Genomic DNA, 19,925 nt, shown 5'->3' on the forward strand with positions numbered 1-19,925 from the left:
GTCAAGCGGTGCGGGGCAAGCCCTGCCGGTCTGGGACGCCGTACGCCGATCGAGTCGCGAGTTATATGCGTTAACCGGCCCTGAAGTGCCAATAACTCGCGACTCGACCCACCGGACCCGGACCTGACCGCAGCTCCGGCCCCGCCACCTGAACACAGAAGGAGGCCGGCCCGAGTGGGCCGGCCTCCTTCATGCGCGAGACGTGGGGGAGTCGGTGTGCACGCCCGACGGGCGGAACCGCGAGGGCGCCGCTGCGGGCCTCACACCGACGTCATGTCACTCCGTGTCGGCGTCCGCCTCGCGGGACGTCGGGGCGGAGCCGCCGCGACCGCCCTCGGGCCGGCCACCGCTGCGGCGGGCGAAGGCTCCGCGAGTGCGTTCCAGGCGGTAGTCGATGCGGTCGTCGACGATCGACTCCAGCTCGCCGCTCTCGGCCAGGGAGGAGTTCACCTCTCCGGTCAGATGCGTGGTCAGGACTTCCAGGCGACGGATGCGCGCGTGCTCGGTGAGCACGGCGTGGTCGATGCCCAGCGCCTTGATCAGGGCCACGCACATCAGGATCAGGATGATGCTGAACGGCAGCGCGGTGATCAGCGAACCGGCCTGCAGCGCTTCGAGACCGCCCGAGAGAAGCAGGGCGATGGCCAGGAAGCCCTCGAGCAGCGCCCACAGGACGCGGGACCACACCGGCGGGTTCGGGTGGCCGCCGGAGGCCAGCATGTCCACCACCAGCGACCCGGAGTCCGAGGAGGTGATGAAGAAGATCGCGACCAGGATGATGGCCAGGATCGAGAGCAGGCCGGTCAGCGGGAAGCCCTCGAAGATCCGGAACATGGATGCCTCAGCGGTGACGTCCCCGAGGTCACCGGCACCGAACCACTGGCGGAACAGGCCGTTGCCGCCCCAGATGGAGAACCAGATCATGCCGACGAGCGAGGGGACCAGCAGCACGCCGGCGACGAACTCGCGCACGGTGCGGCCCTTGGAGATGCGGGCGATGAAGACGCCGACGAAGGGTGCCCAGGCGATCCACCAGCCCCAGTAGAACAGTGTGTTGCCGGAGAACCAGGACTGCGCCTCCTCGGAGCGGTTGTACGCGCCGACGTCGAGGGTCATGTGGAAGATGTTGGCGAAGTAGAAGCCGAGCGACTCGACGAAGTTCTGCGCCAGGAAGACGGTGGGCCCGAACACGAGCGCCACGATCATCAGCAGACCGGCCAGCGACAGGTTGATGTTCGAGAGCCACTTGATGCCGACGCCGACGCCGCTGACCACGGACAGCGTGGCCAGGAAGCTGATGATGACGATCAGCACGATGAGGAAGCCGTCGCCGGCGCCCTGGACCAGGCCGATCGCGTCGAGGCCGGCGGCGATCTGCTGGACGCCGAGGCCGAGGGACGTGGCGATGCCGAAGACGGTGCCGAAGATGGCCAGGACGTCGATGACGTCGCCGACCCAGCCCTTGACCCGCTCGCCGAAGATGGGCTCGAGCGCCCAGCGGATGGAGACGGGACGGCCGCGGCGGTGGATCGCGTAGGCCAGGGCGAGACCGATGATGGCGTACACGGCCCAGGGGTGCAGGCCCCAGTGCATGAAGGTCTGGGCCATGGCCAGACCGGAGAGCTCGACGCCCTCACCCTCCCAGGTGGGCTTGACGTTGTTGGTGGTGTAGCCCAGCGGTTCGGCGACGCCGTAGAAGACGAGGCCGATGCCCATGCCGGCCGCGAACAGCATCGCGAACCAGGAGAAGAGGGGGAACTCGGGCTCGTCGTCGTCGCGGCCCAGACGGATCCCGCCGTAGGGGGTGATGGCCAGGATGATCGAGAAGACGACGAACAGGCCGATGATGAGCATGTAGTACCAGCCCAGATCGGCCACGATCCAGCCCTGGACGCCGGCCATCACCGTGTCGGTGGTGGCCGGGAACAGGACCGCCAGCAGCGCCACGGCCAGGATGATGATCAGCGCGGGCCAGAACACGGCGGGCGCGATGGTGCCCTTGCCGATGCGGGCACCCTGACGGCGCAGCTTCTCCGTGATGGCCTCATCGCTGTCGTCGTCGGCGATCTGGAGGCTGCGGGGCAGGTGCACGGTCTCCGGCAGGTCCTCCGGCCACGCGGTCGGGTCGGACGCCGGCGAAGGGTCGCCTCCGCCTGCTTGGTTCTCGGGGGCGCTCATGTCCATCCGTTCTCTCGAGGTCAGTTACCGGCCCAGCTTGGTCAGTTCCCAGTCGATCTTCAACCCTGAAACGGGCAGGCGTGCTATAAGCGGTGCGCGACCGGTGCAGGTCACGCGGCAGATCAGGGCGAAGCGGGGGTCGCTCGCCCGTCGAGCATGTCACACGCCGGGCGGATTCAGCACGGGATGAGCGGACCTCGGACCCCCGCAGTCCGGGTGGTCGGGCCCGGATAGGCGTGTCTCGGGACACAGGCGCCCGGTGGCGACGCAACCACCCGGGACAGGGTGACGTCGACTCTCAGCGCTGGCCGTAGACGTTCTGGTAGCGGTCGTAGAGCGCGTCGATGATGGCCGGCTCGATGGGCAGCGGATCGCCGAGCTGCATCGAGATGTGCACCGTACGCGCGACCTCTTCGCACATCACGGCGGCCTTGACGGCATCGCGCGCGTCCTTGCCGATCGTGAAGGGGCCGTGGTTCTGCATCAGCACCGCGCGGGAGCGGGAGCCGCGGAGCGTCTCGACGATGCCGCGGCCGATGGAGTCGTCCCCGATCACGGCGAACGGGCCGACGGGGATCGGGCCGCCGAACTCGTCGCCCATCATCGTCAGCACGCAGGGGATCTCCTGGCCGCGGGCGGCCCAGGCGGTGGCATAGGTGGAATGGGTGTGGACCACGCCGCCCACCTCGTCCATGTGCTCGTACACGTAGGCGTGCGCCGCGGTGTCCGACGAGGGCACCAGGGTCTCCGGGGTGCCGTCGTCGATCTTCGCGCCGTCCAGCGTGCACACGACCATGTTCTCCGGGGCCAGCTCGTCGTAGGAGACCCCTGACGGCTTGATGACGAACAGCCCCGGCACGTCGGGGCCGGTGGCGGCGACGCGCTCGGAGACGTTGCCGGCGGTCCAGACCACCAGCTCGTTCCGGGGCAGCTCGGCGTGCAGGGCCGCGACGCGCTCGCGGGCGGCGGCCACCGCGTCCTGGGTGGGCTGCGGCAGTTCGGTGAGGGTCAGCGGCACGGGGACTCCTTGGTCAGAGGCGGTCGGATGGGAACGGGACGGGGCGCTCAGTCGAGGACCTCGCCGGCCAGTCGCTCGACCTGCAGGCCGGTGCGGTAGCCGGCCAGCCACTTGGCATGGCCGGCCATGCCGTCGGGGTCCGGGTCCAGGGTCGAGAGCTCCTGGGAGGCGAAGACATGCGTGGCCAGGAAGTCGTGGAGGGATTCCTGGTCCCGCCCCGCGGCGGTGTGCGCGGTGTGGGCGGCCAGCAGCGCCATTCCCCAGGCTCCGCCCTCGCCGGCGGACTCGCCGACGGCCACCGGGGTGGCGATCGCGTCGGCGAGGACCTGCTGGGCCACGCCCTGGGTGCGGAAGATGCCGCCGTGGGCGTACATCACGTCCAGCTGCACGCCCTCGTCCTTCAGCAGCGCCTCCATGCCCACCGCGAGCGCCCCGAAGGCGCCGTAGAGCTGGGAGCGCATGAAGTTCTCCAGGGTGAAGCGGGCTTCCTGCTCCCGCACGAGCAGGGGCCGTCCCGAGGGGACGCCCGTCTGGTGCTCACCGGAGACGTAGTTGTAGGACAGCACGCCGCCGGCGTCGGGATCGCCCTGGCCGCCGGCGCCGAACAGTGCGCCGAAGAGCTCCTCCGGGCCGACGGGGTGGCCGGTCAGCTCGGCGAAGCGCGAGAACAGCCCCAGCCAGGCGTCGAGGTCGGTGGTGCAGTTGTTGGTGTGGATCATCGCCACCGGATTGCCCGACGGCGTGGTGACCAGGTCGATCTCCTCGCGCGGGCCGGACAGCGGCCCCTCCAGCACCACCATCGCGAAGGCGCTGGTGCCGGCGCTGACATTGCCGGTGCGGGGTGCGATCGCGTGCGTGGCGACCATGCCGGTGCCGGCGTCGCCCTCGGGAGGAGCGGCGACGGCCCCGGGCTGCAGCGAGCCGGAGGGGTCCAGCAGGGCGGCCCCCTCGACGGTCAGGGAGCCGGCGTCCTGCCCGGCCACGAGCACCTCGGGGAGGATGTCGGGCAGGGACCACGGCAGCTCCGTCACGCCGTCGAGGGCTGCGAACCGCTCCAGCTGCTCGGGGTCGAAGCGGTCCCCCGAGGCGGCGATCGGGAACATGCCGCTGGCATCGCCCACGCCGAGCGCCTTGCGGCCGGTGAGCTGCCAATGCACGTATCCGGCCAACGTCGTCAGGAAGTCGATCCGGGGCACGTGGTCCTCGCCGTGCATCACCGCGTGCATCAGGTGGGCGACGCTCCAGCGCAGCGGGATGTTCAGCTCGAAGGTGCGGCTGAGCAGCGCTGCGGCGTCGGCCGTGTAGGTGTTGCGCCAGGTGCGGAACGGGGCCAGCTGCTCGCCGTCGGCGTCGAAGGGGAGGTAGCCGTGCATCATCGCGGAGATGCCGATGCTCGCCAGTCGGGTGAGCTCGACGTCGTGGCGTTCGCGCACGTCCCGCGCGAGGTCGGCGTAGCAGGCGCGGATGCCGTCCCAGGTGGCATCGAGGGAGTACGTCCAGCTGCCGTCGACGAGCTCGTTCTCCCACGCGTGCGAGCCGGTGCCGATCACTGCGCCGGCATCGTCGACCAGGGCGGCCTTGATGCGGGTCGATCCCAGCTCGAGGCCGAGGTGGGCGCGACCGTCGGCGACGAGGGCGGCGGGGCTCGCGGCGGAGCTGGGGGTGTGGTGTGCTGAGGACACGGCATCGTGCGTCATGACACCAGCCAACCAGCCCCAGCACGCGGTGTCAACGTTCACATCCGGTGTGTCCCTCAGGCGTCTCCGGGCGCCGCGGGATGACTCGCGGCAGCGGTCGGGGCTCTCAGTGGGTGCGCTCGGCGCCGGTGGAGCGCCGCACCACCAGCCGCGGCGGCAGGGTGCAGGGGGTGCCGGCGGGCACGTCCTCGCCGTCGAGGAGATCCAGCAATCGGCCCAGGGCCACTCGTCCCAGTTCGGCGAAGGGCTGGGAGACCGTGGTCAGGGACGGGATCAGGAACTCGGCCCCGAGGGTGTTGTCGAACCCGACGACCGCGACGTCCTCGGGAACGCGCAGCCGGTGCTCGTGCAGGGCATGCAGGACGCCGATGGCCATCATGTCGTTGGCGGCGAAGATCGCGTCCGGCAGGCCGCGCGCGATCAGAGCGGTCGTCAGGTCGTAGCCCGAGCGCGGCGTCCAGTCCCCGGGGCCGACGATCTCGCCGTCGAGGTCATGCTGCTCGAGCGCCAGGTCGAAGCCGTCGCGGCGGGCACGGGCGTCGAACCAGTCCGCGGGGCCCGCGGCGTGGACCACCGAACGGGCACCGGTCCCGGCGAGGTGCTCGACGATCTGCATCGCGCCGAGCTGCTGATCGACCCCGACCACACGCACGTCCGGCACTCGGGGAGCCTGCGCCGAGACCGCCAGGACGGGGGTGTGGCGGGCCACCGCGGCCACGGCGGGGACCATCGCCTCATGGGCGGCCACCACCAGGATCCCGTCGGCCCCGGAGCCCACCAGCTCGGCGCCGACGGAGCGGTCCTCGGCATCGCCGGCACCGACGGTCGTCAGCAGCACCGAGTAGCCGGCTTCGCGGGCGGCGGTCTCGATCGCCGTGGTGGTCTCGGCCGGGCCGAAGAGGGAGGACCCGTCGGTGAGAACCCCGATGAGGGAGGAGCGCGTGGTCTTCAGGGCTCGCGCGGCGCGATTGCGGGTGTACCCGAGCGCGGCGATCGCCTCTTCCACCCGGGACCTGGTCTCCGGTCGGACGATCTCCGGCTCGTTGAGCACTCGGGAGACGGTCTGGTACGAGACGCCGGCGCGTGCGGCGACGTCGGCCATCGAGGGGCGGCGGGCCGGGGTGGTCATCCTCGTTCCTTCCGTCCGGCGGGTTCTGTGTGCGGGCCCTGCCCGCGGGGCTCTGCGGGCTCCGGCCTGCGAGCTCTGGCTCACGGGGCCACGGCCGAGGGGGACGACGGCCGGCATGCGCCGGTCACCGGTCATCGCGGGCCCGGTCGGAGATTCGTCCACCATGACGTCCGCCGTGATGTGAACGTTAGCATCCGGCGCCCCGGTGGCGCACTCGAACCGCGACGCCGAGGGGTCGGCGTCGGCGCGGAGGGGAGGTCCGCATGCAGACGGCGGCTGTCGATCCGCCCCGACCCGGGCGCTGACCAGCGGAAAGGGCATTCCCTGCACCGTCGGCCGGGTCGTTGCCGAGTTGTGACCGCAGCGGTCACTGTCTTCCTTGACATCTGCTTGAATGTGAACGTTAGCATTCGAGACGTTCCGCACCGCACCGGGTCGGAACGCATCGAGCACGGGCCCGTCCGGGGCCCGCACAGTCCCCGCCGACGACAGGTCGGCGTCTCCGGTCGGCGAAGTCGCCTGCCGGGGTGGTCGCATGGCAGCGGCCCCGGGGCGAACCCACCTGCTGCAGGTTGCAGACGGCGATTTCGAGGAGGAAACACCATGTACAACCGGAGAAGCTTCATGCTGGGAGCTGCGGGCAGTGCGGCCGCGCTCACCCTGGCGGCCTGCGGCGGAGAGGGCGCCGGTTCCGGCGGTCCCGACCCCGAGGCGGACCCCAGTGACCTGACCGTCGGCGTCGCGATGCCGACCCAGACCTACGAGCGCTGGGTCAAGGACGGCGACAACATCAAGGCGGGCCTGGAGGACAAGGGCTACACCGTCGACATGCAGTACGCCGACGACGACATCCCCACCCAGCAGCAGCAGATCGACCAGATGATCACCTCGGGCGTCGCCGCTCTGCTCGTCGCCTCGATCGACGGCGCCTCCCTGTCGGCCCAGCTGGACGCCGCCGCGTCGGCCGGTATCCCGGTCATCGCCTACGACCGCCTGCTGACCGACAGCGAGAACGTCGACTTCTACGTCACCTTCGACAACTACGAGGTGGGGGTCAACCAGGCCAACGCCCTGCTGTACGGGCTCGGCTTCCTGGATCAGGAGTTCAACGAGGCCCCGGAGGCCCCGGAGGGACCGCTGAACGTCGAGCTGTTCGCCGGGTCGCTCGACGACAACAACGCCCACCTGTTCTGGCAGGGCGCCATCGACACGCTCCAGCCCTACTTCGACGACGGCCGGCTCGTCGTCCCGTCGGGCCAGATGGACATCGAGCAGGCCGCCACCCAGCGCTGGGAGCAGGAGACCGCCCAGACGCGCATGGAGAACCTGCTGACCACGCACTACAACGGCGGCGAGGAGCTGGACGGTGTGCTCGCCCCGGCCGACCCGCTCTCCCGCGGCATCATCAACGCGCTGCAGAACGCCGGCCTCGGCCCCACCATCGAGGAGGGTCTGCCCGTGGTGACCGGGCAGGACGCCGAGATCGCCTCGATCAAGCTGATCGCCGACGGCGTCCAGCACTCGACGATCTTCAAGGACACCCGCGATCTCGCCGAGCAGGCCATCGTCGCCGCCGAGGCGTTCCTGAAGGGCGAGGAGCCCGAGGCCAACGACACCGAGACCTACGACAACGGGGTGAAGGTCGTGCCGTCGTACCTGCTCGAGGTGCAGATGGTCCTCGCCGAGAACTACGAGGAGATCATGGTCGACTCCGGGTACTACACCGAGGAGCAGGTCGAATCCGGCCAGCTCTGAGCCGGCCACCACTGGAGCACTGAGGCGAGGGTCCGGCCATGCCCACCGGCAGGCCGGGCCCTCCCGCCCGAAGGAGGGCCCATTGAACGATCACATCCTCGAGATGCGGTCCATCACCAAGCGATTCCCCGGCGTCACCGCCCTCAAGGATGTGTCCCTGACGGTGCACGAGGGCGAGATCCACGCCATCTGCGGCGAGAACGGCGCCGGCAAGTCCACCCTGATGAAGGTGCTCTCCGGTGTCGAGCCGGCCGGCACCTACGACGGCGAGATCCACTTCCGGGGCCGCCCCGTCAGCTTCTCCTCGGTCAACGACTCCGAGGCCGAGGGCATCGTGATCATCCATCAGGAGCTCGCCCTGGTGCCCCACCTGTCCGTCGCCGAGAACATCTTCCTGGGCAACGAGCAGGCCAGGGGTGGGATCGTCAGCTGGCACGAGACCAACGCGCGCGCCGCCGAACTGCTGGCGCGCGTGGGCCTGGACGAGAACCCGGTGACGCCCGTCGGCAACCTCGGCGTGGGCAAGCAGCAGCTGGTCGAGATCGCCAAGGCGCTCTCGAAGAACGTCCGCCTGCTGATCCTCGACGAGCCGACGGCCGCACTGAACGACGACGACTCCGAGCATCTGCTGGGTCTCATCCGCGGCTTGCGGGACGAAGGCGTCACCAGCATCATCATCTCCCACAAGCTGGGGGAGATCGCGGCGATCGCCGACTCCACGACGGTCATCCGTGACGGCTCGACCATCGAGACGATCGACATGCGCGTCGCCGAGGACCAGCAGACCACGCTGATCCCGCGCCTGATCAAGGGGATGGTGGGCCGCGACATGGATCACCTCTTCCCCGAGCGCCATGCCGAGATCGGCGAGGAGATCTTCCGGATCGAGGACTGGCACGTCACCCATCCCACTCAGCCGGGACGCACCGTCGTCGACGGGGCGTCGCTGAACGTCCGCGCGGGCGAGGTGGTCGGCATCGCCGGCCTCATGGGAGCCGGCCGCACCGAGCTCGCGATGAGCGTGTTCGGCCACTCCTACGGTCGGGACATCTCGGGCACGGCCTACATGCACGGCAAGCCCGTGCGGATGCGCTCGGTCGCCGACGCGATCGAGCAGGGCATCGCCTACGTCTCCGAGGACCGTAAGCAGTACGGATTGAACCTGATCCAGGACATCCGCACCAACGTCACCGCGGCGGGGCTGGGCAAGGTCAGCAGGGGCGGCTGGATCGACTCCAACCAGGAGATCGCGGTCGCCGAGAAGTACCGCTCCTCGCTGAACATCAAGACGCCGACGGTCCTGTCCCTGGTCGGCAAGCTCTCCGGCGGCAACCAGCAGAAGGTGGTGCTCAGCAAGTGGCTGTTCACCGAGCCCGAGCTGCTGATCCTCGACGAGCCCACCCGCGGCGTCGACGTCGGCGCGAAGTACGAGATCTACACGATCATCAATCAGCTCGCCGAGGCCGGCAAGGCCATCATCGTCATCTCGTCGGAGCTGCCCGAAGTCATGGGCCTCTCCGATCGCATCTACACACTGTCCGTGGGCCGGATCACCGGTGAGGTCCCCGCCCAGGACGCCACGCAGGAGCGCCTCATGGAGCTCATGACCATGGAGAGGGAGTGAACACGCCTCATGGCGGGAACCTCTGACCTCAAGGAACTGCTGACGCGCAACATGCGTCAGAGCGGTATCTACATCGCGTTCGTGCTCATCGTCGTGCTGTTCACGATCCTCACCGGGGGAGCGCTGCTGAGCCCCGGCAACCTGACCAACCTGGTGCTGCAGTACTCCTACATCCTGATCCTCGCGATCGGGATGGTGCTGATCATCGTCGCCGGGCACATCGACCTCTCCGTGGGTTCGGTGGTCGCCCTGACCGGCGCGGTCTCGGCCGTCGTGGTGATCGGCAACGGGATGCCCTGGTGGATGGGCGTCCTGGCGGCGCTGGGCACCGGCGTGCTGGTCGGCCTGTGGCAGGGCTTCTGGGTGGCGTTCGTCGGCATCCCCGCCTTCATCGTCACCCTCGCGGGCATGCTCATCTTCCGCGGCATGACCATGCAGGTTCTCGGCAACGTGTCCCTCTCGCCGTTCCCGAACGAGTATCAGTACATCTCCGGCGGCTTCCTCAACGGCCTCATGGGCGGGTACGGATACGACGCCTTCACGCTGTTCCTCGCGGCCGCGCTGGTCGTGGTCTTCGTGATCCAGCAGTACCGCGGGCGTCTGGCGAAGCTGAAGTACAGCCAGCCCGTCGAGGCCCTGTGGCTGTTCATCCTGAAGAACATCCTGGTCGCGGCCGTGGTCATGGCTTTCGCCTGGCAGCTCGCCAACGCGCGCGGCCTGCCGGTGGTGCTGATCCTGCTGGCCGCGCTGATCCTGATCTACGGATTCGTCAGCCAGCGCACCATCATCGGTCGCCACGTCTACGCCATGGGCGGCAACCTCCAGGCCGCGAAGCTCTCCGGCGTCAAGACCCGGCGCGTGAACATGCTGCTGTTCATCAACATGGGCCTGCTCTCCGCGGTGGCGGGCATCGTCTACTCGGCGCGCTCGAACAGCGCGCAGCCGGGTGCCGGCGAGATGTTCGAGCTCGACGCGATCGCCGCGGCGTTCATCGGTGGTGCGGCCGTGACCGGTGGCATCGGCAAGGTCCAGGGCGCGATCATCGGCGGCCTGATCATGGCCGTGATGTCAAACGGCATGCAGATCATGGGCATCCACCAGTCCACGCAGTCCGTCGTCCGCGGCGTGGTGCTCGTCCTCGCCGTCGCCTTCGACGTGTGGAACAAGAAGCGGGCATCTGCGGGAAGCTGAGCAGCTGAGCAGCTGAGTAGCTGAGCAGCTGAGCAGCTGAGCAGCTGAGCAGCTGGGCAGCGGGAAGCTGACCAGCTGGTTCAGCCGACCAGCTGAGCAGTGGCAAGAAGGTGTAGCTGAGCGGACCGTGACCCCTCGCAGAGAGGGTCGCGGTCCGCTCAGCTACATGTTTGTGCCAGGCCGCCGGGACAGAGCCGGCATCGCCGGGAGGCGCGCTTCGTCTGTGCTGGTCACAGGGTCGCGCGAGAGCCGGCGCCTCGTCGCTCGCCGATCCGTTGCGCACCGACCTACAACGATGTAAAGTCCGGGAACACGTAGTCACGTGACGCAGTGCACTCGCACTGATCGCGGGCGCTCGTGGTGCACGGGCATCGATCCACGTCGGTGGGCGGTCCGAGCGGTACGACGCACAGGCCACCGTCGGCCTGTCTCACATGGCTGCCGACCCGGCGGGTTCCGCACGGAGCCCGCGCATTCGTCTCACCGTGATGCCGCTCGGCACCACGGACACCTGATCCCGATGGAGCGATGAGATGAGGACACGTCCACCCCGCCCCGCCCTCGCGCACGGGCCCGGCTCACCGGCCATCAGCCGTCGAAGGCTCTTCGGTGCCGGAGCGCTCGCTGCATCCTCGCTGTCCCTGGCGGGCTGTTCCACACCTCTGGCCGCCGGCCTGCTCGGCTCGGAGCTCGATCCGGGCACCGTGGTGTTCTGGAACCTCTTCGGCGGCGGCGACGGGGTCCGCATGCAGGACATGCAGGCGGGCTACCGCGAGATCTATGGTGCCGGTTCGCTCGAGGCCACCACGCTGACCTGGGGCAATCCGTACTACTCCAAGCTGACACTGGCCACGGTGGGCAACAAGCCGCCCGATGTCGCGGTCTCCCACCTCACCCGCGCCAAGCCGCTGTGGGACGGCGGCATCCTCGACCCCATCACCGAGGAGGACCTGGCGAGCGTCGGTCTCTCCAGCGCCGACTTCGCCTCCCAGCCGTGGGAGGCTCAGATCACCGACGGCCAGAACATCGCCATCCCTCTGGACACGCATCCGTTCACGCTCTTCTACAACCGCGATGTCTGCGAACAGGCCGGACTGCTGGACGGTGACGGCCTGCTCGTCGACCTCACCGGGATGGATACCTTCGAGGCGGCTCTCGAAGAGATCAGCGCCGTCACGGGCGGGATCGCCCTGACCGTCGCCAATGTGGCCGAGATCGCGACGCCCTGGCGCTTCTTCTGGACGTTGTACAACCAGATCGAGGGTGTCACCCCCTTCCTCTCCGACGACGGCGCCACGATCAGCGTGGACGAGGATGCCTTCCTCGAGGTCACCTCCAGGACGCAGAGCTGGGTCGAGAAGGGCTGGCTGAACCAGGGCCTCGACTACGCGACCTCGCAGACACAGATGTTCACCGGCCAGGCGGGCTTCTACATGCAGGGCGAATGGGAGATCGCGACCGCGCAGTCGATCGAGGGTCTCGACTTCGGAATGGCCCCGATCCCTCAGCTCTACGACCAGCCTGCTGTCCAGGCCGACTCCCACACGTTCATCCTTCCCCGGAAGGACCGCACGCCCGAGCAGCGCCAGCAGGCGATGCAGTTCATCAAGACGATGCTCGAGCAGAGCATGACCTGGGCCGAGGGCGGGCACGTGCCCGCCTACGTGCCCACCTTCGAGAGCGAGGAGTTCCAGAGCCTGGAGCCGCAGAGGTACTACGCGCCGTCGGCGGACTACGCCGTCTATGACGATGCGGCCTGGTATGGCGGTTCCGGGTCGACCTTCGAGGACACCGTCGGCGCGCAGCTGGGACTGGTCCAGCAGGGATCCCTGGAACCCGAGCGGGCCCTGCAGGTGATCAAGGAACAGCTCGAGATCTACACGTCCACCCCGAGTCCGCTCTGATCCGGAAGGCACACTCATGACGACGACGTCTCCTGCTGTTCCCCGGCCTGCCGGGGTGAGCGAACGGCCTGCCCGTCAGGTCGACGCGAAGCGCAATCGCCCGCAGGCCTGGCTCTTCATCGCCCCGTTCGGGCTGTTCTACCTGGCCTTCATGATCGGGCCGGCGGTCTGGATGTTCATCGCCAGCTTCTTCAACACCTCGACCGTCCACACCGGGCTCGGGTCGTTCGCGGGCCTGGCCAACTACGCCGAGATGTTCGCCCGCGACGACTTCTGGTCCTCGCTGTGGCACACCCTGCAGTTCACGCTGTACACGGTGCCGCCGCTGGTGATCCTCTCGTTCGTGCTCGCGGTGCTGACCAACCGGGCCTCCCGCGGCCAGTGGTTCTTCCGCCTGGCCTTCTTCCTGCCGTTCATCCTGCCCTCGGCGACGATCTCCCTGATCTGGGTCTTCATCTTCACGCCGTCCACCGGTCTGTGGTCACTGCCCGGTCAGCTCCTCGGCCTCGAGGCCGGGGCAGGGATGCTCGCCGATCCGGCCACCGCGATGATCGGAATCGCGATCGCCACGGTGTGGTGGACCATCGGGTTCAACTTCGTGCTCTACCTCGCCGGGCTTCAGGAGATCCCGCGAGAGCTGTACGAGGCCGCCGCCGTCGACGGGGCCTCGCCCTGGCAGCAGATCCGCAGCGTCACGATCCCGCTGCTGCGCCGGACCACCGCGCTGGTGATCCTTCTGCAGATCATCGCCAGCCTGAAGATCTTCGACCAGGTCTACCTGATGACGTCCGGCGGCCCCGGCATCTCGACCCAGGTCGCGCTGGGGCTCATCACCGAGACGGCCTTCACCGACAACCGGATCGGCGCCGCCTCGGCCGCGTCGGTGCTGCTGTTCCTCATCATCATCGTGATCGCCATCATCCAGCAGGTCGTCGAACGTGCTGGTGCCGAGCGCAAGGGGGCTTCCTGACATGACCGCCACCGACACCCGCCGCAGCGGCAGCTCGGGCGTCTCCGCCGCAGCGCCAGCCCCTCGCCGGGACCGCCCCGGCGGCAGCGGACGCTCGTTCACCGTGGTCACCACCGTGATCCTCGTCGTCTTCGCGATCCTCTGGCTCATCCCCAGCCTGTTCGCCCTGAAGACGTCGTTGTCACCCAATGGCGTCGCGGCGCTCGGCGCCCAGGAGATCCTCACAAACTGGACGCCGACGCTCGAGTCCTACGTGACGCTGATGCAGCAGGGCGACATCTGGAACTGGTACCTCGCCAGCGGTGTCACCTCGGTCGTCACGGCCGTGCTGACGCTGCTGTTCGCCTCGATGGCCGCATTCGCCCTCTCACGGCTCCGGTTCCGAGGGCGCGCGCTGGTCTACCTGCTGATCATCGTCGGCCTCATGATCCCCAGCCAGGTGCTGATCGTGCCGATCTTCGAGCAGTTGAGGATCGTGCAGCTGCTGAACACCTACTGGGCGGTGATCCTGCCGCAGGTTCCCTCCGTCATCGCCGTGTTCATCTTCAAGCAGTTCTTCGACGGCATCCCCAAGGAGCTCGAGGAGGCCGCCCGCGTCGACGGCGCCGGACTGTGGCGGATCTACTGGGGCGTGATCATGCCGCTGTCGCGCCCGGTCACCGCGGCCGTCGCGATCCTCACCTTCGTGTGGACCTGGAACAACCTGCTGCTGCCGCTGTTCGTGATGTCCAACCCGGCGCTGATGACCATCCCGGTCGGACTGGCGACGGTCCAGGGCAGCTTCGGCCTGCGCTACGCCGACATCCAGGCGGGCGCGATCCTGGCTGCGCTCCCGCTGGTGGTGCTGTACATGTTCTTCCAGCGCCAGATCGTCGAAGGCGTGACGGGGTCCGGCCTGAAGGGCTGAGCGCGGCGTAGGCCCCGCCTGCAAGGCCTCTCGGGCAGGCCCGCTCGCACTGAAACGCGCACCGATCCCCCCGATACGTTCCACCCCGGAGACGTATCGGGGGAATCGGCGTGTGCACGGAGTGCGCCCCGTCGGGCCGTGTTCGTCGCCCCGGCGGTCTTCTCCCCGTCCCCGTCGGCATCTTCTTCGTCCCCGCCGGCCCTCCTCTCCGTCTCCGCTCATCTGCTCGCCGTCCCGAGAGGCGGCTCGCTCGCGCAGGTCACGACCGCACAACGGTCGCGGAAAGTGTTGACGGTCACTTTACAACGATGTAAGTTTACTTCACGCGCACGAGACCTCATCGACGAGGGCCCTCGGGCCGTCGGCCGGTTGCGACGGCGACCGCGGCGACCGCACCCAACCACGCAGAGGTGGACAGGATGATGCATAGTTCTTCCCGCGCCGGGACTCCGACGCCCCGGCCTGCTTCCACGCACGCTCCTCCAAGGTCCGGCCAGGTGATGCCCCCGGGTGGTGGCCCGTCCGGAGCCCGTACCATCGGCCGCCGCTCACTGCTGCAGGGGGCCGGCGCATTAGGCGCGCTCGGCGGTCTCGGAGCGCTCTCCGGCTGTGGAGGGGCAAATGCCCGGGCGTCGGACGACATCGCCTTCTGGCACCTGCTCTCGGGGCCGGACGGCGTCACCATGGGCGAGATGCTCGCCGGCTACATGGACACGGAGGGGGCCGCCGACGTCACCCAGACCGTGCTGGCCTGGGGATCGCCGTACTACACGAAGCTCGCCATGGCTTCGTCCGGCGGCCGCGCCCCGGACCTCGCCGTGATGCATGCGGCGCGCGTGCCTGGCTATGCGCCGGGCGGCCTGCTGGACGAGTGGGACATCGACCTGCTGGGCGAGTTCGGTGTGGTGCAGGAGGATTTCCCCGAACTGATCTGGGACAAGATGGTGGTCGACGGCAAGCTCACCGCGATCGCGCTGGACTCCCATCCCTTCGTCCTCTACTTCAACACCGACATCGCGGAGGCGGCCGGGGTGCTCGACAGCGACGGGCTGCTGATGGAGACGGAGACCCCCGAGGAGTTCCGCGAGCTCGCCCTCGAACTCGGCGCGAATGCCCCCAGCGGGTACGGATTGTCCTTCGGGTACCTCGGCGACGGCTCCAACCAGTGGCGCATGTTCTCTACGTACTACGACCAGCTCGGTGGCACGATCGAACTTCCCATCGGTGGGGAGATGCAGTACCAGGAAGATCTGGTCATCGAGGCGGTCGAATTCATCCTCTCGCTCATCGACGGCGAGGTGGGAAATCCCAGCCACGATGGCGGTACCGCCATCTCCGAGTTCGCCACCGGCGGCTCCGGCGCCTTCTACGGGGGCGTGTGGGAGACCGGCAACTACAAAGCCCAGGACGTGCCCTTCGACATCACGATCGTTCCACCGGTCCTGGGTCGACCTGCGGCCTATGCCGATTCCCACGCCTTCGTGCTGCCCCATCAGGCGCGGCCGGACGAGGAACGTCGTCGCAACGTCCACGCGGTGGTCGCCTACCTGCTCAAGCACTCTTTGACGTGGGCGGGCGCCGGGCACATCCCTGCCTACAGCCCGATCCTGGAGGACCCTGCGTACGGAGACCTGGTGCCCCAGTCGCACTACGCCGACGCGGTCGATCACCTCGTCTACGACCCGCCGGCATGGTTCACCGGCTCCGGCAGCGATTTCCATACCTACTTCGGCAACGACATGCAGAACGTCTGGGCCCGACGCACCGAACCGATCGACGGATGGAATGCGTTCGTCGCCCGCATCAACTCGCTGCTGCAGAAGACCCCGCCGATGTGATCCCGCGATGCCTGATCGGCTCGTGCGGCTACCGCACCAGCCCGGTCCTGGCGTCCGCCCGCCCGTTCCGCCCTCGTGATCTGCCGACCGTCCGTCAAAGGAGACGACCGATGACCACCGACGCCCTCTCCGCTCCTCCAGGCGGGAGCGCCCCGCCCGTCGCACCCGATGGCGCTGAGCCCATACGAGCCGGTCGCCAGAAGCGCCGGCGCATCGAGAATCTGCGCGGCTGGCTCTACTGCGCTCCGTTCCTCATTGCCTTCGTGCTGTTCCTCATCTGGCCCATGGCCAATGGCCTGTGGATGAGCTTCACCGGCACCAGCCTCGCGGGCACCAACACCGAATTCGTGGGCCTGGCGAACTGGGAGGAAGCGCTCGGGGATCCGGAGGTATGGCGCTCCCTGGGCAACACCGTGTGGTTCACCGTCCTCTCGACCATCCCGCTCGTGGTCATCGCCATGCTGATGGCTGTCCTGGTGAACCTCGGGCTTCCCGGGCAGTGGTTCTGGCGGCTCTCGTTCTTCCTGCCGTTCCTGCTGGCCTCCACGGTCGTCTCGCAGTTCTGGGTGTGGATGTACAACCCGCAGCTCGGGCTGATCAATACTTTCCTGGGGTGGTTCGGGGTGACCGGTCCCGCCTGGCTGCAGGACCCGAACACGGCGATGATCGCCGTAGTCATCACCACGGTGTGGTGGACGATCGGCTTCAACTTCCTGCTCTACCTGGCGGCGCTGCAGAACATCCCCGACCAGCTCTATGAGGCGGCCTCCCTGGACGGGGCCGGAGGCTTCCGGAAGTTCTTCTCGATCACCTTGCCCCAGCTCGCGCCCACCACGGTGCTGGTGCTCGTGCTACAGCTGCTGGCCTCCCTGAAGGTCTTCGACCAGATCTTCCAGATGACCGGCGGCGGCCCGGGTGGCTCCACCCGCCCGATCCTGCTGTACATCTACGAGGTCGGCTTCACCGGGTATCGCTTGGGGTATGCCTCGGCGGTCTCCTACCTCTTCTTCATCATGATCATCGTCATCTCGATCGCCTACATGGTGATCTCGTCCCGACGGAGCGTGAAGGCATGACCGCCGCCACCCCCACCAGCGAGTCCCTGTCCGCCGTCGCACCCGACGTGAGCGCTCCGGCCTTCAAAGGTGCGGCGCGTCGTCGCCGCGGCCCCACGCCGGCCCGTCTCGTCGCCTTCGCGATCCTCGTGGTTCTGGCGCTGTCTTGGCTGGTCCCGGTGCTGTGGGCGACGCTGACCTCCTTCAAGACGGAGGCCGAAGCGGCCGCCATGCCCGTGACGATCGTCCCCGAGAACGGTTTCACGCTGCAGGCCTACATCAATGTGCTCTCCGAGGGTCTCGTTCCTCGCTGGGCGTGGAACAGCCTGCTCACCTCAGCGCTGGTCACCATCATCACGCTGACCATCTCTGCACTGGCCGGGTACGCGCTGTCGAGGATGCGGTTCATCGGTCGGCAGATGATCATCGCGCTGATCATCGCCTCCATCATGATCCCGGCGCAGATCCTCATCGTGCCGCTGTTCCAACTGATGCTCACGATGGACCTGGTGGACACCTACTGGGGGATCATCCTGCCGCAGGTGGTCGCGGCGCCGATGGTGTTCATCCTCAAGAAGTTCTTCGACCAGATCCCGTTCGAACTCGAGGAGGCCGCTCTGGTGGATGGCGCGAGCCGGTTCCGGATCTTCTGGAGCATCGTGCTGCCGTTGTCGCGACCAATCCTCGGGGCGGTCGCGATCTTCGTGTTCATCGGCGCCTGGAACAACTTCCTGTGGCCGTTCATCGTCATCAACGACTCGAACCTGATGACGCTGCCGACGGGCCTGCAGACGGTGATCAGTGCATACGGAATCCAGTACGCACAGAACATGGCCCAGGCAGTGCTCGCCGCGCTGCCGCTGATCGTGGTGTTCATGTTCTTCCAGCGCCAGATCATCCGGGGGATCGCGACGACCGGCATCACGGGGACCTGACGGAGTACGCCTCGGCTGTCGACATGCCTGCCGAGACCGTTTCGCACCTCCGGCAGATGCTCTCGTCCTGGTCGGTGCGTCCCGCCCGATGCTCGTGAGTGGCACGCACACCGGTTCCACCGATACGTCTCGTTCCTGAGACGTATCGGTGGAACCGGTTCGCTGTACTGCGTACTGCGTATATCGCGCCGCGCGTGCTGCGCGGACCAGATCGCCTTGGTCGACCGCGGCGCCTAGACCTCGCGGGTGCCCCACAGCGCGCGACCGTCGGCCCCCAGGACGCTGAACGTCGGCGTCCAGGCGCCGGCGCTCTCGCGCCACCCGAGGGTGAAGACCCCGTCGAACTCCTGACCGTCGACCGTGAGCGACGCACGATGGCCGGCCTCCAGGCGCCAGCGCCCCGAGACCGCGCCGGTGATGCTGCCATCGCGATGGAGCTCGATCGGTTCGGAGGCGACGATGTCGGGACTGATCGCGCGGCCGTGGTCGAGGAACTGCCACGTGCCCTTGAGGTCGTGGCGGTGCAGCCGGGCCGCCTTCGCTGTCGGGTCCGGTTCGCCGGCGTGCCGGTGGGGTGCGACCACGGGCCAGCCCTCGCGCGTGAAGTGGAGCCGGTGGACGCGGACCTGGTGCAGCTCACCGGTGCCGGGGAAGCGGCTGTGGAAGAACAGGAACGCGTCCTTCCCCTCAGGATCTGTCCAGGCCGAAACGTGACCGGGGGAGACGTAGCCGCTGGTGGGGCCGTCTTCGTCGGCGTCGGCATAGCGGTGGTTACCCATCAGCTTCGCGGCATAGGGCTCGATCGAGGCGTCGTCGAAGAGGGGCAGGTCGGGATCGGCCTTTGCCTCACGCAGATCCTGGCCCATCGGGTCGAGGTAGGGGCCCTCGACGGTGCGGGAGCGGCCCACGCGCACGTTGTAGCCGCCGTCGGCATCGAGCCCTCCGAAGGTCACCATCAGGTAGTAGTAGCCGGTGCGCGGGGAGTGCAGGATGTACGGCGCCTCGATGCGGGCGTGGTTGCCACCCATGAGGTGGATGCCGTAGCCCTGACCCGGCGTCGGCCGTCCAGTGGCCGGGTCGAGATCGAGCAGAAAGATTCCGCCGGAGTAGGAGCCGTAGACCAGGCGGTGGCGGCCGTCGGCGTCGACGAAGGCGTGCGGGTCGATCGCATTGGGGTGGATCCGGGCGTCGTAGATCCGGCCGTCCTCGCTGGGCTGGTCCCACATGCCCGAGCGCAGGAAGATGCCCTCGTCGACGTACGGCCCCTCGATGTGGTCCGCGATCGCCGTGCCCATGGCCGAGCGCGGGGAGGAGCCCTCGCAGGCGCAGTAGTACATGCGGAACCGCCCGTCGGGCGTCTCGCTGACGTCGGCGGCCCAGAGCGTGTCGGTGTTCGCCCACTCGAAGGCCTCGGCGAGTTCCACCGTGACGTCCTCGAACAGCGGGTTCTCGGGCGTCACGAGATCCGCGACGCTCTCCCAGTGCAGAAGGTCGTCGGTGCGGGCGGCAGCCAGGTGCGAGCCGAAGACGTAGTAGCCGGCGCTGGTGAGGATCACGGAGGGGTCGTGGACGGAGACCTCGGTGAACTCGGGGTCGGGCGGGATGTCCGGCTCGGGCGGGCGGGCGCCGGCGGGGCCGGGAGAGAGAGCGAGGGCTCCGCCGGCGGAGAGGGTGGCGGTCGCGGTCAGCAGGCCGCGGCGGGACACGGTGGACATGCTCAACTC

General features: G+C 68.3%; 14 protein-coding genes. 9 read left to right on the forward strand and 5 right to left on the reverse strand.

Annotation, left to right across the window (positions count from 1 at the left end; genetic code table 11):
* Positions 1-276: 276 nt before the first annotated feature.
* From ACFQRJ_RS08000 to ACFQRJ_RS08015, 4 genes are all read right to left on the reverse strand, one after another.
* A complete protein-coding gene (locus tag ACFQRJ_RS08000; protein ID WP_377018464.1) occupies positions 277-2,178 on the reverse strand; it encodes a BCCT family transporter in 1,902 nt (633 codons plus the stop codon).
* Between the two features lie 298 nt (positions 2,179-2,476).
* Positions 2,477-3,196, reverse strand: a complete 720-nt coding sequence (locus ACFQRJ_RS08005) for an L-ribulose-5-phosphate 4-epimerase (RefSeq protein ID WP_377018465.1) — start codon at positions 3,194-3,196, stop codon at positions 2,477-2,479.
* 47 nt (positions 3,197-3,243) lie between these two features.
* Complete coding sequence (locus ACFQRJ_RS08010) at positions 3,244-4,893, reverse strand: xylulokinase (protein ID WP_377018466.1); 1,650 nt, start codon at positions 4,891-4,893, stop codon at positions 3,244-3,246.
* A 106-nt stretch (positions 4,894-4,999) separates the two neighbouring features.
* Positions 5,000-6,022, reverse strand: coding sequence for a LacI family DNA-binding transcriptional regulator (locus ACFQRJ_RS08015; protein WP_377018467.1), 1,023 nt, complete (start codon positions 6,020-6,022; stop codon positions 5,000-5,002).
* Between the two features lie 603 nt (positions 6,023-6,625).
* Here ACFQRJ_RS08015 and chvE point away from each other — a divergent pair.
* The 9 genes from chvE to ACFQRJ_RS08060 all read left to right on the forward strand — a co-directional run bounded on the left by chvE (position 6,626) and on the right by ACFQRJ_RS08060 (position 18,201).
* A complete protein-coding gene (chvE, locus tag ACFQRJ_RS08020) occupies positions 6,626-7,777 on the forward strand; it encodes a multiple monosaccharide ABC transporter substrate-binding protein (protein ID WP_377018468.1) in 1,152 nt (383 codons plus the stop codon).
* Between the two features lie 82 nt (positions 7,778-7,859).
* Positions 7,860-9,401, forward strand: coding sequence for a multiple monosaccharide ABC transporter ATP-binding protein (gene mmsA / locus ACFQRJ_RS08025; protein WP_377018469.1), 1,542 nt, complete (start codon positions 7,860-7,862; stop codon positions 9,399-9,401).
* A gap of 9 nt (positions 9,402-9,410) precedes the next feature.
* Positions 9,411-10,592, forward strand: a complete 1,182-nt coding sequence (gene mmsB / locus ACFQRJ_RS08030) for a multiple monosaccharide ABC transporter permease (RefSeq protein WP_377018470.1) — start codon at positions 9,411-9,413, stop codon at positions 10,590-10,592.
* Between the two features lie 533 nt (positions 10,593-11,125).
* Complete coding sequence (locus ACFQRJ_RS08035; protein WP_377018471.1) at positions 11,126-12,496, forward strand: extracellular solute-binding protein; 1,371 nt, start codon at positions 11,126-11,128, stop codon at positions 12,494-12,496.
* 16 nt (positions 12,497-12,512) lie between these two features.
* The gene (locus ACFQRJ_RS08040; RefSeq protein ID WP_377018472.1) at positions 12,513-13,466 is read left to right on the forward strand and encodes a carbohydrate ABC transporter permease; all 954 of its coding nucleotides are present in this window, start codon (positions 12,513-12,515) and stop codon (positions 13,464-13,466) included.
* A 1-nt stretch (position 13,467) separates the two neighbouring features.
* Positions 13,468-14,373: a carbohydrate ABC transporter permease gene (locus ACFQRJ_RS08045; RefSeq protein ID WP_377018473.1), complete on the forward strand. Its 906-nt coding sequence runs from the start codon at positions 13,468-13,470 to the stop codon at positions 14,371-14,373.
* A 500-nt stretch (positions 14,374-14,873) separates the two neighbouring features.
* Positions 14,874-16,211 carry an extracellular solute-binding protein gene (locus tag ACFQRJ_RS08050; RefSeq protein ID WP_377018474.1) on the forward strand — a complete coding sequence of 446 codons (1,338 nt, stop codon included), beginning with the start codon at positions 14,874-14,876 and terminating at the stop codon, positions 16,209-16,211.
* Positions 16,212-16,321: 110 nt separating this feature from the next.
* Positions 16,322-17,287 carry a carbohydrate ABC transporter permease gene (locus tag ACFQRJ_RS08055; protein WP_377018475.1) on the forward strand — a complete coding sequence of 322 codons (966 nt, stop codon included), beginning with the start codon at positions 16,322-16,324 and terminating at the stop codon, positions 17,285-17,287.
* Positions 17,284-18,201 (forward strand): carbohydrate ABC transporter permease, encoded by a 918-nt coding sequence (locus tag ACFQRJ_RS08060; RefSeq protein ID WP_377018477.1) that lies wholly within the window; start codon positions 17,284-17,286, stop codon positions 18,199-18,201. Before ACFQRJ_RS08055 ends, ACFQRJ_RS08060 begins: the two co-directional genes overlap by 4 nt.
* A gap of 233 nt (positions 18,202-18,434) precedes the next feature.
* On the opposite strand, the gene ACFQRJ_RS08065 is transcribed toward ACFQRJ_RS08060, so the two are convergent.
* Positions 18,435-19,916 (reverse strand): glycoside hydrolase family 43 protein, encoded by a 1,482-nt coding sequence (locus ACFQRJ_RS08065; RefSeq protein WP_377018478.1) that lies wholly within the window; start codon positions 19,914-19,916, stop codon positions 18,435-18,437.
* Between the last annotated feature and the right edge of the window lie 9 nt (positions 19,917-19,925).

The sequence above is a fragment of the Brachybacterium sp. GCM10030252 genome (assembly GCF_042666535.1).
Taxonomy (GTDB): domain Bacteria; phylum Actinomycetota; class Actinomycetes; order Actinomycetales; family Dermabacteraceae; genus Brachybacterium.

What these genes read in the sequence shown, in the direction of transcription:
- ACFQRJ_RS08000 (WP_377018464.1), bottom strand. Translation starts at nt 2,178, where the DNA reads ATGAGCGCCCCCGAGAACCAAGCAGGCGGAGGCGACCCTTCGCCGGCG.
- ACFQRJ_RS08010 (WP_377018466.1), bottom strand. Translation starts at nt 4,893, where the DNA reads ATGACGCACGATGCCGTGTCCTCAGCACACCACACCCCCAGCTCCGCC.
- ACFQRJ_RS08015 (WP_377018467.1), bottom strand. Translation starts at nt 6,022, where the DNA reads ATGACCACCCCGGCCCGCCGCCCCTCGATGGCCGACGTCGCCGCACGC.
- chvE (WP_377018468.1), top strand. Translation starts at nt 6,626, where the DNA reads ATGTACAACCGGAGAAGCTTCATGCTGGGAGCTGCGGGCAGTGCGGCC.
- mmsB (WP_377018470.1), top strand. Translation starts at nt 9,411, where the DNA reads ATGGCGGGAACCTCTGACCTCAAGGAACTGCTGACGCGCAACATGCGT.
- ACFQRJ_RS08035 (WP_377018471.1), top strand. Translation starts at nt 11,126, where the DNA reads ATGAGGACACGTCCACCCCGCCCCGCCCTCGCGCACGGGCCCGGCTCA.
- ACFQRJ_RS08040 (WP_377018472.1), top strand. Translation starts at nt 12,513, where the DNA reads ATGACGACGACGTCTCCTGCTGTTCCCCGGCCTGCCGGGGTGAGCGAA.
- ACFQRJ_RS08045 (WP_377018473.1), top strand. Translation starts at nt 13,468, where the DNA reads ATGACCGCCACCGACACCCGCCGCAGCGGCAGCTCGGGCGTCTCCGCC.
- ACFQRJ_RS08050 (WP_377018474.1), top strand. Translation starts at nt 14,874, where the DNA reads ATGCCCCCGGGTGGTGGCCCGTCCGGAGCCCGTACCATCGGCCGCCGC.
- ACFQRJ_RS08055 (WP_377018475.1), top strand. Translation starts at nt 16,322, where the DNA reads ATGACCACCGACGCCCTCTCCGCTCCTCCAGGCGGGAGCGCCCCGCCC.
- ACFQRJ_RS08060 (WP_377018477.1), top strand. Translation starts at nt 17,284, where the DNA reads ATGACCGCCGCCACCCCCACCAGCGAGTCCCTGTCCGCCGTCGCACCC.
- ACFQRJ_RS08065 (WP_377018478.1), bottom strand. Translation starts at nt 19,916, where the DNA reads ATGTCCACCGTGTCCCGCCGCGGCCTGCTGACCGCGACCGCCACCCTC.